The sequence below is a fragment of the Streptomyces sp. NPDC041135 genome (genome assembly GCF_055592085.1).
The window spans coordinates 159,613-172,801 of record NZ_JBVIYZ010000004.1 but is presented as its reverse complement, the minus strand read 5'-3'; the positions used below and the strand labels follow the sequence as shown (position 1 = coordinate 172,801).

General features: G+C 75.3%; 9 protein-coding genes. 4 read left to right on the top strand and 5 right to left on the bottom strand.

The window, feature by feature from the left end:
• Positions 1-20: 20 nt before the first annotated feature.
• From sucC to ACZ6CZ_RS11875, 4 genes are all read right to left on the bottom strand, one after another.
• Complete coding sequence (sucC, locus tag ACZ6CZ_RS11890) at positions 21-1,202, bottom strand: ADP-forming succinate--CoA ligase subunit beta (protein ID WP_469018283.1); 1,182 nt, start codon at positions 1,200-1,202, stop codon at positions 21-23.
• Between the two features lie 529 nt (positions 1,203-1,731).
• On the bottom strand, positions 1,732-2,958 hold the full coding sequence (locus ACZ6CZ_RS11885) for a VWA domain-containing protein (protein ID WP_469018281.1): 1,227 nt from the start codon (positions 2,956-2,958) through the stop codon (positions 1,732-1,734).
• Positions 2,955-5,390 (bottom strand): DUF5682 family protein, encoded by a 2,436-nt coding sequence (locus tag ACZ6CZ_RS11880; protein ID WP_469018279.1) that lies wholly within the window; start codon positions 5,388-5,390, stop codon positions 2,955-2,957. Before ACZ6CZ_RS11880 ends, ACZ6CZ_RS11885 begins: the two co-directional genes overlap by 4 nt.
• Positions 5,387-6,565: an ATP-binding protein gene (locus ACZ6CZ_RS11875; RefSeq protein ID WP_469018276.1), complete on the bottom strand. Its 1,179-nt coding sequence runs from the start codon at positions 6,563-6,565 to the stop codon at positions 5,387-5,389. Before ACZ6CZ_RS11875 ends, ACZ6CZ_RS11880 begins: the two co-directional genes overlap by 4 nt.
• A 132-nt stretch (positions 6,566-6,697) precedes the next feature.
• On the opposite strand from ACZ6CZ_RS11875, the gene ACZ6CZ_RS11870 reads away from it, so the two are divergent.
• Together ACZ6CZ_RS11870 and ACZ6CZ_RS11865 are read left to right on the top strand one after the other, a co-directional pair.
• Positions 6,698-8,056 carry an SWIM zinc finger family protein gene (locus tag ACZ6CZ_RS11870; protein WP_469018273.1) on the top strand — a complete coding sequence of 453 codons (1,359 nt, stop codon included), beginning with the start codon at positions 6,698-6,700 and terminating at the stop codon, positions 8,054-8,056.
• A gap of 41 nt (positions 8,057-8,097) precedes the next feature.
• Positions 8,098-9,813, top strand: coding sequence for a DUF5691 domain-containing protein (locus ACZ6CZ_RS11865; protein WP_469018270.1), 1,716 nt, complete (start codon positions 8,098-8,100; stop codon positions 9,811-9,813).
• Between the two features lie 158 nt (positions 9,814-9,971).
• Here ACZ6CZ_RS11865 and ACZ6CZ_RS11860 read toward each other — a convergent pair whose 3' ends face one another.
• Positions 9,972-10,394: a cobalamin B12-binding domain-containing protein gene (locus ACZ6CZ_RS11860; RefSeq protein ID WP_469018268.1), complete on the bottom strand. Its 423-nt coding sequence runs from the start codon at positions 10,392-10,394 to the stop codon at positions 9,972-9,974.
• A 225-nt stretch (positions 10,395-10,619) separates the two neighbouring features.
• Here ACZ6CZ_RS11860 and ACZ6CZ_RS11855 point away from each other — a divergent pair, with 225 nt between their 5' ends.
• Positions 10,620-11,471, top strand: a complete 852-nt coding sequence (locus ACZ6CZ_RS11855) for an esterase/lipase family protein (RefSeq protein WP_469018265.1) — start codon at positions 10,620-10,622, stop codon at positions 11,469-11,471.
• A 231-nt stretch (positions 11,472-11,702) separates the two neighbouring features.
• Positions 11,703-13,184, top strand: a complete 1,482-nt coding sequence (locus tag ACZ6CZ_RS11850; RefSeq protein WP_469018262.1) for a M23 family metallopeptidase — start codon at positions 11,703-11,705, stop codon at positions 13,182-13,184.
• Positions 13,185-13,189 lie beyond the last annotated feature (5 nt).

Below are 13,189 nucleotides of genomic sequence, written 5' to 3'. Positions count from 1 at the left end.
TGTGTCCTCGTCCTGAGTGCTTACTTGGCGGCGTGGGCCAGCTCGGCGGCCTTGTCGGCCGCGCCGTCCATGGTGTCGACGCGCTGCACGAGCGGGTGGTTGGCGTCGGTGAGGATCTGCCGGCCCAGCTCGGCGTTGTTGCCGTCGAGGCGGACGACGAGCGGCTTGGTGACTTCCTCGCCGCGGTCCTCGAGGAGCTTCAGGGCCTGCACGATGCCGTTGGCGACCTCGTCGCAGGCGGTGATGCCGCCGAAGACGTTGACGAACACGGAACGGACGTCCGGGTCGCCGAGGATGATCTCGAGGCCGTTCGCCATCACCTGGGCGGAGGCACCGCCACCGATGTCCAGGAAGTTGGCGGGCTTGACGCCACCGTGCTTCTCACCGGCGTAGGCGACGACGTCCAGGGTGCTCATGACGAGACCCGCGCCGTTGCCGATGATGCCGACCTCACCGTCGAGCTTGACGTAGTTGAGGTTCTTCTCCTTGGCGGCCGCCTCGAGCGGGTTGGCGGCGGCCTTGTCGTGCAGTTCCGCGTACTCGGGGTGCCGGAACTCGGCGTTGTCGTCCAGCGACACCTTGCCGTCGAGGGCGATGACCTCGCCCGAGGCGACCTTGGCCAGCGGGTTGACCTCGACCAGGAGGGCGTCGGACTTGATGAAGGTGTCCCAGAGCCTGACCAGGACGTTGGCGACCTTGTCGGCGACCTCGGCCGGGAACTTGGCGGCCGCGACGATCTCGCGGGCCTTGGCCTCGTCCACACCGTCGATGGCGTCGATCGGGGTCTTGGCGACGGCCTCCGGACGGGAGACCGCCACCTCCTCGATCTCCATGCCGCCCTCGACGGAGGCGATGGAGAGGAAGGTGCGGTTGGCACGGTCGAGGAGGAAGGAGACGTAGTACTCCTCGACGATCTCCGGAGCGGTCTCGGCGATCATGACCTTGTGGACCGTGTGGCCCTTGATGTCCATGCCGAGGATGTCCGTCGCCCGGGCGACGGCCTCGTCCGCGGAGGCGGCCAGCTTGACGCCACCGGCCTTGCCGCGACCACCGACCTTCACCTGCGCCTTGACGACGGACTTGCCGCCCAGCCGCTCGGTGATCTCGCGCGCCGCCTCAGGCGTGTCGATGACTTCACCGGCCAGCACCGGTACATCGTGCTTGGCGAAGAGGTCCCTCGCCTGGTACTCGAACAGGTCCACGCGCTTCCGTCCCTATCAGTGATCTCGCGGTTCGTTGGATGCGTGGGCGTGCCGCGAAGGGCAACGTGACGTCCGCTGTGTCACAAGGGATGCGCACACGGTGTCCGAGCGCGCGGCATGTCCGTCTCGCAGGTTATCGCTGCTTGCTGGGGGCCTCTAAATCGCGGGTCACACCTCAGCGGTGATACCTGTCACATGATGCCGGATTTCCTGGCACGCCGTGCCTACCTGCGGCGTCTTCCCGCGGTGTCCGCCGGACCGGTCCGCGAGGCCTCACCGGGTTGGGGTCGACCCGGTGAGGCCTCAGGTACGGCCCCGGGGGCCGGTGGCGGCCGGCCACCACCCCGGGGGGCCGGCCTGCCGAACCGTGGGATCGCGACCGGACCAGCCGACGGCATTCGGCTGTCCGGGCGCTTTCGGTCCACGGAGTCGCTGCGGACGCGTCCGGGGGCAGGGCCATGTCCGCACGCCTTGACCCTTGCCCCCGTACGCGCCGCGCACGCCGCCGGCACGTCGTCTCCGGCTCGGCTCACGTCCCGTCGGGTATCGGCAGCGGGCGCTTCTCGAGCGCCGCCGCCATCACCTCCGGGAACAGGTCCGGTGTGCAGGCGAAGGCCGGCGCCCCGAGCGCGGCGAGCGCGGCCGCGTGCTCCCGGTCGTACGCGGGCGCCCCCTCGTCCGACAGCGCGAGCAGGGCCACGAACTGCACCCCCGACGCCTTCATCGCCCCGACCCGCTTGAGCATTTCGTCCCGGATGCCGCCCTCGTAGAGGTCGCTGATGAGCACGACCACCGTGTCGGCCGGACGGGTGATCCGTCCCTGGCAGTAGGCGAGCGCCCGGTTGATGTCGGTGCCGCCGCCGAGCTGGGTGCCGAACAGCACGTCGACCGGGTCGTCGAGCTGTTCGGTGAGGTCGACCACGGCCGTGTCGAACACGACGAGTCGGGTGGCGATCGACCGCATGGACGCCAGGACCGCCCCGAACACGGCGGCGTGGACGACGGAGGCGGCCATCGACCCCGACTGGTCGATGCAGAGGACCACCTCCTTGCGCACCGAACGCGCGGCCCGCCCGTAGCCGATCAGCCGCTCCGGCACGACCGTGCCGTGCTCGGGCAGGTAGTGCTTGAGGTTGGCCGCGATCGTGCGGTTCCAGTCGATGTCGTGGTGGCGCGGCCGGGTGACCCGGGCGCTGCGGTCGAGGGCGCCGGTGAGGGTGGCCCGGGTGCGCGTGGCGAGCCGCTTCTCCAGGTTGTCGACGACCTTGCGCACCACCGCGCGGGCCGTCTCCCTCGTCGTCTCCGGCATCGCCTTGGTGAGGGAGAGCAGGGTGCCGACCAGATGCACGTCCGCCTCGACCGCCGTCAGCATCTCCGGTTCCAGGAGCAGGGCGGCGAGCCCCAGGCGGTCGATGGCGTCCCGCTGCATGACCTGGACGACGGAGGAGGGGAAGTAGGTGCGGATGTCCCCGAGCCAGCGGGCCACCGAGGGCGCGGACGCCCCGAGCCCGGCGGAACGCTCCCGCCCCGCCGCCGGCCGGCCGGTGTCCCCGGTGCCGTAGAGGGCGGCCAGGGTCGCGTCCATGGCGGCGTCCCGCCCCGACAGGGCGTGTCCGGTGCCGTCGGCCGCCTCGCCGCCGAGCACCAGCCGCCAGCGCCGCAGCCGCTCCCCCGCCGGGTCGTCCGGGCTGTCCGGGCTGTTCGCGCTGTTCGGGCTGTCCGGCTTCTGGTCCCGCGTCGTCGGCCCGGTCGTCATGCGCCCACCCCCACGGACTCGTCGTCGGCCGCCCCGCCCGTGCCGGGGCCGCTGCCGTTTTCGGTGCCGCCATCGGTGCCGGTGCCGAGCAGGAGCCGCAGGACCGGCAGGACGGCGTCGGCGCGCGCGGTGTCCGGTTCGGCGGCGAAGCCGGGCAGGCCCCGGCCGTGGCCCACGGCGGCCACCCGCTCGCCCGGGCCGCGCCGCACCAGCTCGCCGAGCGTCCTGCGCACCCCCGGCTCGTACGCCGAGAAGGTGCGCCGCAGCAGCGGCAGGACGTCCCGGAACGCCTCCGCCGGCACCCCGCCGAGCCAGGTGTCGACCAGGCCGAGCAGCCGCTCGTCGTGGACGAGCAGCATGCCGCCCCCGCCTCCCCCGCCGACGAACCCCTCGATCCAGGCGGCCGCGTCCGCCGGTGGCGTCCCCGGTGACAGCACGAGCCCCATCAGCCGGGCCGCCTCCTCCTGCGCCACCTCCCCCTCGTCCAGCAGCAGCCGCGCGGCCCTGCCCCGGACGACACCGGGCACGGCGTCCCGGTCGGACAGGGTGCGCAGCACGGCACGCCAGCGGCTGCGCAGGTCGCCCTGGCCGGTGCCGCCCGCCGCTGCCCGGGCCCCGGCGAGGAGTCCCACCGCGCCGTGCACCGCGTCCACCTGGCGGCGCATCTCCTCGGCCGCGTCCGGGTCGAGGCCGGCGCACGCCGGGGGCAGGCCGACGAAGATCCGCTCGGCGAGCCCCGCGGCGACCTCGGCCAGCGCGCGCGTGTCGGTGCCGCGCACGTCGCCGTAGCGCAGGGAGCGGACCAGGGCGGGCAGCGCCCGGGCGAGCCCGCCGACGTCCGTGTCGAGCGCGGCGCGGTCGGCCAGCGCCCGCATCACCGGCGGCAGCGCGTCCGGCAGTGCCGCCAGCAGGCACTGCTCGGCCAGCCCGGTGACCTCGGCGAGGGACCGGGCGTCCGCCGCGGCCGCGTCGGCCCTGGCCGTCGCCGCGGTGAGCACGGTCGTGCCCCACACCCCCGCCTCGGCGACCCGCACCGCCAGCTCCGGCTCCCAGCGCAGCCGCCAGGTCTCCCGGAAGGTGCCCGTGCCGCCCCGCGAGGGGGCCGGTTCACCCCAGCCGACGCCGAGCAGCAGCAGCCGGTGCAGCAGCCTGCTGCGGCCGGCGTCGGTGTCCTTGCGCAGGTCCAGCTCCAGCTCCCGCTCCGGTGCCTCCGGACGGAGCCGCAGCCGGCGCTGCTCGCGGGTCAGGTCGCGCTGCAACGGGACCGCGGGCGCGCCCTCCGGCACCTCGCCCAGGACGTCCCCGACCACCAGCCGGTCGCGCACCAGCGCCAGCGGCACGTCCGAGCCCTCGCACATCACCGCGTGCACGGCGTCCGTCGTCTCGCTCAGGCCGGGCAGCGGGCGGCCGCGCAGCACGGCGAGCGCCTCGGCGAGCCGGACCGCCTCGATGACGTGGGCCGGGGAGACCGTCCGGTCCTCCGCCCGCAGCAGGCCGGCCACCTTGGTCAGCCACCGCTCGACCGGCCGGTCCGGGGCGTCGAACAGGTGCGCGTACCAGCCCGGCGACTCGATGCCCGCGCCGTAGCCGCTCGCCCGGGCCAGTCTGCGGTGCGTCCAGGGCACCCAGGTCAGGTCGGCCTTGACCCGGGGCAGCCCTTTCAGCAGCGCCCGGTCGGCGGCGACGGTGGTCCGGTGCCGCAGCGCGGGCACGTGCCAGGCCCCGCACACCACGGCCACGGCCGGCCCGGACTCCCGTAGTTCCGCCCGCACCTGGAGTCGCATGTGGGCCTCCCGCACCAGGTCCCGGGGCCGCCCGCCGGTGCCGCAGGTCTCCCGCAGCGCCGTCATGGCCTCCTCCAGCGCGGCGAACGGCGCCCACGCGTCCCGCTCCCCGGGCCCTCGGTGCTCGACGACGTCCTCCCACCAGCGCTCGGGGTCGTCGTATCCGGCGGCCCCGGCGAGCATGCCGAGAGGGTCGACCCGAACGTCGCGCGTACGGTCGCAGGGCTCACCGCCGGGCTCGTCACCGGGCCCCTCGCCGGTGTCCGCGTCGCCGGGCAGAGCCGTCCGCCCGCTGTCGCCCTCCCACGCCAGCGTGTGCGTGGCGGGCAGGTCGATGAAGCGGACCGCGGCCCCGTGCTCCAGGGCCCACCGGATCGCCACCCACTCGGGGCTGAACCCGGCCATCGGCCAGAACGCCGAGCGGCCGGGCTCGTCCACGGCGTGGGCGAGGAGGGCGACCGGCGGCCGCATCGCCGGGTCGGCGGCGAGCGGGAGCAGCGCGTCGGCCTCGGGCGGCCCTTCGATCAGTACCGCCCGCGGCCGGGCGGCCTCCAGCGCGGCCCGGACCGCACGCGCGGACCCGGGCCCGTGATGCCGCACCCCGAGCAGCAGCGGTCCGGACGCGTACGCCCCGGCGGCTCCGGTCATCCGCCGGCCTCCCGGCAGGCGCGGTAGAAGTCCGTCCAGCCGTCGCGCTCGCGGACCACCGTCTCCAGGTACTCCTGCCAGACGACGCGGTCGGCGGCCGGGTCGCGGACGACGGCGCCGAGCAGGCCGGCGGCGACGTCACCGGCCCGCAGCACGCCGTCGCCGAAGTGGGCGGCCAGCGCGAGGCCGTTGGTGACGACGGAGATCGCCTCGGCCGTGGAGAGGGTGCCGCTGGGCGACTTCAGCCGGGTCCGCCCGTCCGCGGTGACGCCGTCACGCAGCTCGCGGAAGACGGTCACCACGCGGCGGATCTCCTCGATGCCGTCGGGCGCGGCCGGCAGGTCGAGGGAGCGGCCGATCTGGTCGACCCGGCGGGAGACGATGTCCACCTCGGCGTCGGCGCTCCCGGGCAGCGGCAGCACCACGGTGTTGAAGCGCCGGCGCAGGGCGCTGGACAGCTCGTTGACGCCGCGGTCGCGGTCGTTGGCGGTGGCGATCAGGGTGAAACCGCGGACCGCCTGCACCTCCTGGCCCAGCTCCGGGATCGGCAGGGTCTTCTCGGACAGGATCGTGATCAGCGTGTCCTGCACGTCGGCCGGGATGCGGGTCAGCTCCTCCACCCGGGCGGTCATGCCCTCCGCCATGGCCCGCATGACGGGGCTGGGCACGAGGGCGGCGCGGCTGGGGCCGTGCGCGAGCAGCTCCGCGTAGTTCCAGCCGTACCGGATCGCCTCCTCCGGGGTGCCGGCGGTGCCCTGCACCAGCAGGGTGGAGTCACCGCTGACGGCGGCGGCCAGGTGCTCCGACACCCAGGTCTTGGCAGTGCCGGGGACGCCGAGCAGGAGCAGGGCGCGGTCGGTGGCGAGCGTGGTGACGGCGACCTCGACGATGCGGCGCGGGCCCACGTACTTCGGGGTGATCACGGTGCCGTCGGGCAGGGTGCCGCCGAGCAGGTAGGTCGCCACCGCCCACGGCGACAGCTTCCAGCGGGCCGGGCGCGGCCGGTCGTCCTGCGCGGCCAGCGCGGCGAGTTCGGCGGCGAAGGCGTCCTCCGCGTGCGGACGCAGCACCTGCGCGACCCCACCGTCCGCGCCGCCTGCTCCGGTGCCGCCCTGCCCGGCGCCGCCGTCACCGCCGCCGTCGTCCTCCCGCGTCTGCCCCATGGACACAGTCATGGCCGAGGCCCCCTCCAGCTCTGCCGGTTCGGATCTGCTGTCCACCGTGCACCACACCACTGACAATCGCCCTGACCTGCGAGGACGCGCCGGCCGGGGCGATTGTCAGTGGGGGGATCTACCGTCGTTCGCATGACTTCGCAGGGGGTGCGCCGGACGGCGGAACAGGTGCTGGCACTGGCGCCCGACGCCGCGTCACGCACGGCGGGAAGCAGGCTCGGCACGGCCGGGCCGTGGTCCGGCACGGGCACCCGCGACGAGGCGGCGGTGTGGGGGCTGTGCAAGGGCGGCGGCGCCGTCCCGTACCGGACGGTGGTCGACCTGGCGGACCCCGCGGCCCCGGCCTGCACGTGCAGTTGCCCGAGCCGGAAGGTCCCGTGCAAGCACGCCCTGGGCCTGCTGCTGCTGTGGGCTGACGGGGCGGTGCCGCCGGCGGAGGGTGCGCCGGACTGGGCCGAGGAGTGGCTCGCGGGCCGACGCGGGCGCACCGCGGGCGAGCGCCCGGCGGACGGCGGGGGCGCCGCGCCCGGCGGCGGTGATCCGGAGGCGGCGCGGCGCCGGGCGCTGCGGCGGGCCGAGCGGGTCACGGCGGGCGCGACGGAGCTGGAGCAGCGCCTGGCCGACCTGCTGCGCGGCGGTCTGGCCTCGGCCGAGCAGGCCGGTCACGGGCTGTGGGAGGAGACGGCGGCGCGCATGGTCGACGCGCAGGCACCCGGGCTGGCCGCGCGCGTGCGGGAACTGGCGGCGATCCCGGCGTCCGGTCCGGGCTGGCCGGTGCGGCTGCTGGAGGAGTGCGCGCTGCTGCACCTCCTGGACCAGGGCTGGCTGCGTCACGACCGGCTCCCCGGCGCCCTCGCGGCGACGGTCCGCTCCCGCGTCGGCCTGCCCGTCTCCGCGGACGGCCCGCCGGTGCGCGACCACTGGCTGGTCCTGGCCCAGTACGACACCGCGGACGCCCGGCTGACCACCCGCCGGATCTGGCTCTACGGCACCCGTTCCCACCGCGTCCACCTGCTGCTGTCCTACGGCGCGGCGGGCCGGGCACCGGAGCTGGCGCTGCCGGTCGGTCTGGCCGTGGAGGCGGAGCTGTCCGCGTATCCCGGTGGCGGGCGGCCGCGAGCGGCCCTGGGCGAGCGGTTCGCGCCGCCCGCGCCCTCCGCCGTCCGGCCGCCGGGTGTGCGTACGGCCGAGGCGGCGGCCCGCTACGGCGAGGCGCTGCGCGCCGACCCCTGGCTGGACGCCGTACCGGTGACCCTGGACCGGGTGGTGCCGGTACCGGACGGGGAGGGCGGCGGGTGGCAGCTGGCCGACGCCGGCCAGGACGCGGCGCTGCCGATCACCCCGGCCGCCCGTGCCCGGCCCGGCCTGTGGCGGCTCGTCGCCCTCTCCGGCGGCCTGCCGGTCACGGTCTTCGGCGAGTGCGGCCACCGCGGCTTCACCCCGCTGGCGGCCTGGCCGGAGGGCCCGGGAGAGGCGGTGGCCCTGTGCTGAGCGGACCGACGCCCCCGGGACACCCGACGGAAGGCACCCCTATGCACGGCACGCACGGCACCGGCACCGGCACCGGGTCCTCCGCAGACCTGCGGGCGGCTTCCGCGGCGCCCGGGGCCGCACACCCCGGGCCGGCCTCCTGGGAGGACCTGGTCAGCACGGCCCTGCTGGGCACGGACCGGCGTCCCTTCCCCGGCGCCGCCGGTCGGGAGGCCCCCTTGGCGCTGCTGGACGCGGCGGCCGAGGCGACCGTACGGCGGCGGGCCGGTCTGCGGCCCGCCCGGGCGGCACGGCGCCCGGAACCAGCCCCCGACGACCCGCGCCCCGCGCTGCCCGCCGCGGCGGCGCGCAGGCTCACGATGCTGCTCGCGGACCGCTCCGGTGCCCCGGGCGGCGGCCGCCGCAGCGCCGCCCCCGACCTCATGGAGCTGCTGCCGCAGTGGCTCGCCGCGGCCAACGCGCGCGGTTTCGCGGCGCCTCCGCAGGCGCTGCCCGCGCTGCTGGACGCGGCCCGGGGGCGGACCGACCTGCGGCCGGCGGCGCTGGCGTTCGCGGGCCCGCGCGCGCTGTGGCTGGCCCGGCTGAACCCGGACTGGCGGTTCGCGCTGCGCGCCGCCCCGGGCGGCGGGACGGCGCTGCCCGGCCCCGAGGACGTCGCCGCGGTGGACCGGCTGTGGCAGGAAGGGCTGTTCGCCGAACGGGTCGCCCTGCTGTCGGCCCTGCGCTCGCACCGGCCCGCGGCCGCCCGCGAGCTGCTCGCGGCGACCTGGGCGACCGAACGGGCGGAGGACCGGCTGATGTTCCTCGACTCGCTGCGCGCCGGTCTGTCCGCCGCGGACGAGCCGTTCCTGGAGCAGGCGCTCGCCGACCGCAGCCGCAACGTCCGGGCGACGGCCGCCGAGCTGCTGTCCGCGCTGCCCGGCTCGGCCCTCGCCGCGCGGATGGCGGTGCGGGCCGCCGCGTGCGTGGCCGTCGACCGCACCGGCACCGCCCGTGCCCAGGACGGCGGCGCCCTGGCCGGACCGGTGATCGCGGTCGAGGCACCCCCCGAGTGCGACGCCGGGATGGAGCGCGACGGTGTGGTGGCCAGACCTCCCGCGGGCCGGGGCGAGCGGTCCTGGTGGCTGGGCCAGCTGGTGGAGGCGGCGCCGCTGCGGACCTGGCCGGCGCGGCTGGGCGGACGGACGCCCCGGGAGATCGTGGCCCTGCCGGTGGCGGACGGCTGGCAGCAGGAGCTGCACGCGGCCTGGTGCCGGGCGGCGGTGCGGCAGCGGGACGCGGAGTGGGCGCAAGCCCTGCTGGGAGCGCCCTCGGCACCGGAGGCGGGCGGCCCCGGCGCGGTGTCCCTGGCCGAGCGGGCCAAGCTCCTCGGCACGCTGGGAGCGGCGCCGCGGGCGGACTGGGTCGCCGGGTTCATAGCGACGCACGGGCTGTCCGAGGCGTTCCAGCTGCTCGGCGTGTGCACCGTGCCGTGGGCCCCGCCGCTGGGCCGGGCGGTCGTGGACGCCCTGGACATCGCCCGGGAGGCGGGCAGCTATCCCTGGAGCTTCAGCGGGGTGATGGGGCTGGCCGAGCGCTGCCTGGACCCGGCCGAGGCCTCGCGGCTGGACGGGCTGCTGGCCGTACCGGACGAGCGGGAGGACGCGGCGCCGGGGGCCGGGGGCTACTGGGCGGAGGCGTTCCAGCGGCTGGCGGGCACCCTGCGGCTGCGGGCGGCGATGGCCGCCGAACTGACGGCGGACGAGGAGGACGGCTAGCTCGGCCACGGCAGCGGCACTGCCAGCCGGAGCCGTAGGGAACGTGCAGGGCCAGCAGGTAGCCGGGAGCGGGCAGGGGGCAGCGGGCAGCAGGCAGCAGGCAGTGGGCAGCGGATCGTGCGGCCGCTGCCGCGCTCTCCGCCGCTTCCTCCGACCGCTCAGCCGCCGGAGGCGGCCGGCTGCCGTACGTTCTCGCGCACCCAGTCCACGATCGAGGTCGTCGTCGCCCCGGGGGTGAAGATCTCCGCCACGCCCTTCTCCTTGAGCGGCGCGATGTCCGCCTCGGGGATGATGCCGCCGCCGAAGACCAGGATGTCCGCGGCGTCCCGCTCCACGAGCAGGTCGATGACCGCGGCGAACAGCGTGTTGTGGGCACCGGAGAGGATGGACAGCCCGATGGCGTCGGCGTCCTCCTGGATGGCGGTGTCGACGACCTGCTGCGGCGTCTGGTGCAGGCCGGTGTAGATGACCTCCATACCGGCGTCCCGCAGCGCCCGCGCGATGACCTTGGCCCCGCGGTCGTGGCCGTCGAGCCCCGGCTTGGCCACCACGACGCGGATCGGACCGGCTGCCACACCCATCACTGCCTCCATGAAGCGACTGCAGAAGCGACTGCTTCCGTCCGTACGGACAAGTACCGCACACCCCGCGCGGTCCGTCACGCGCCGCGAAGTGAACGAACGTTATCTCCAGGATCCCGCAGCCGTCAGTTTTACGAAACGGACAGAGGGGGAAATCACACAGTGGGACATGAGGGCACACGGGGCTTCGATGCATCATCCCGTGTGCCGACAGGAGGTCGGCCAATGAAGGTCACCGGGATACTGGAGCCGTTCTCTCCGCTGTGCCACCGGTTCCTGCCCGGCAGACTCGCGGGTCTGTCGCTGGCGGTGCTGAAGGCGGCGGCGCTGGAGGCCGCGATCCTGGCGGGCCACCTGCTGCTCTATCCCACCGGCTTCGCCCAGGAACGCCGCGCCTCCGCGCTGCCCGCCCCGGACGGCACCGCGCGCCTGCCGGTGCGGGCCGGCCCCCCGGTCGTCCTGCTGCACGGGTTCATCGACAACCGCTCGGTCTTCGTCCTGCTGCGCCGCAGCCTCGCCCAGCACGGCGGGCAGCGCGTGGAGTCGCTGAACTACTCGCCGCTGACCTGCGACATCCGGATCGCGGCCGAGCTGCTCGGCCGGCACATCGAGGAGATCTGCGAGCGTACCGGCAGTGCGCACGTGGACATCGTGGGGCACAGCCTGGGCGGGCTGATCGCCCGGTACTACGTGCAGCGGCTCGGCGGGGACCTCCGGGTGCGCACCCTGGTGACCCTCGGTACGCCGCACTCCGGGACCCGGGTGGCGCCGCTGGCCAACGCCCACCCCATCGTCCGCCAGATGCGCCCGGACTCCCAGGTCATCGAGGAGCTGCGGCGTCCCGCGCCGGGCTGCCGGACGCGGTTCGTGGGCTTCTGGAGCGACCTCGACTCGCTGATGGACCCGCTGGAGTCGGCCTGTGTGGACCACCCCGACCTGCTGGCGGAGAACATCCGGGTGACCGGGATCGGGCATCTGGCCCTGCCCGTGCACCCCGCCGTCGCGGCCGGGATACGGCAGGCGCTCGACTCCATGCGTCCGGAGGACCGGCGCGCGGGTGGCCTGACGGTGGCCTGAGCCGCCTGGCGAGGGCACCGGCACGGCCGGTCCACAGGGCCCGGACAGCTCCCGGTATCGAACGAGCATCGAACACAAGGCCAAGCCCGCGCCCAGCGCCCCCCGAAACACGGCCGAATGCCCGTTTCCGGCCGACGGGAAACCTGCCGAAGATTGTCGCGCCCGCATACCGCCGGGTACAGTCGCCGCACTGCTCTGGCAGCCCCTGTTGTCGAGGCGAAAGAGAAGTTGGTGAACGACCGTCACCCGTCGGGGACCATGACCACCCCGGCTCCGGCTTCCGACGCCTCCCCCGCGCCCTACGCGCCGTACGGAACACAGGAAGCGCAGTACGGCGACTTCACCACGTACGGGGACTACGGTGCCACCGGTTTCCCCGATGCCGCCCAGGCAACCACCACTTTCGCCAGCGACCCGCTTTTCGGGGACCTGCCGGGCACGGCCGCGGGCACCGGCGCCTACGACGGCACGCAGTGGCAGACCGGCGCCGGTCACACCCTGGACTACGACCAGGGCGCGGGCTACGACCCGTACGTGGCCCAGCAGCACGCCGCCTACGACACCGGCGCCTACGACACCACCGGCTGGACGGTCCCGCCGCAGGCCGCGAGCCCCGACACCGGCGCCCACTGGGACACCGGCGCCTGGGCCGGGCCCGAGCAGGCGGGCACCGCCGACCCGACCCAGCAGTGGGAGTGGGGCACCCAGACCTTCGACACCGGCGCGTACGACGCGACCGCGTGGAACTCCGGGGAACCGGCCGGTCCCGCCGAGCCCGAGCAGCCCGGCGAGCCCTTCGAGCAGCAGGCCCCGGCGACGTTCGAGCAGGCCGGCCACGAGGAGACCGTTTCGGCGGAGGAGGGCGAGGACCCGACCGCCACCGGTGAGCTGCCCGCCGTCTCGCCCCTGCTCGACGACCAGGAAGAGGCCGCCCCCGTCCCGGCGACCCGCGCGGCCGCCCGCGGTGCGGCGCGCTCCCGCCGCCGTACGCCTCCCAAGCGCTCCGCGCTGCTGACCGTCGCAGTGCCGTCCGCCTGCGTGATGGGCGTCGCCGGGATCGCCGCCGCCTCGATCACCACCCTGACCGGCGACGGGGGCGGCAGCGACACGACGGCGTCCGCCTCGGACGCCCACGCCGTGAAACCGTCCGCCGCCAACAACAAGCTGGACACCCAGCTCGCAAGCCTCTCGGCCGGCGCCGACGACTTCGCGGACCGGGCCAGCCGTACGCAGGAACGCATCGACCTCAAGGCGCAGCAGGAGGCCGAGAAGAAGAAGGCGGCCGCCGAGGCCGCGCTCAAGGAGCGACTGCGCCCCAAGTTCGCCCTCCCGGTCACGCAGCAGGGGCTCAGCGCCTACTTCGGCCAGGCCGGCGTGAACTGGATGTCCGTCCACACGGGCATCGACTTCCCCGTCTCGTACGGCACCACGGTGATGGCCGCGACCGACGGCACGGTCCGCACCCAGTGGAACAGCGCCTACGGCAACATGCTGATCGTGACGGCGAAGGACGGCACGGAGACCTGGTACTGCCACCTCTCCAGCTACCGCGTCGCCTCCGGCACCACCGTGAAGGCCGGCCAGGCGGTCGCCTACTCCGGCAACTCGGGCAACTCCACCGGCCCGCACCTGCACTTCGAGGTCCGGCCGGCCGGCGGGTCGGCCATAGACCCGCTGCCCTGGCTGCGCAGCCACGGACTCGACCCCACGTAGTCACC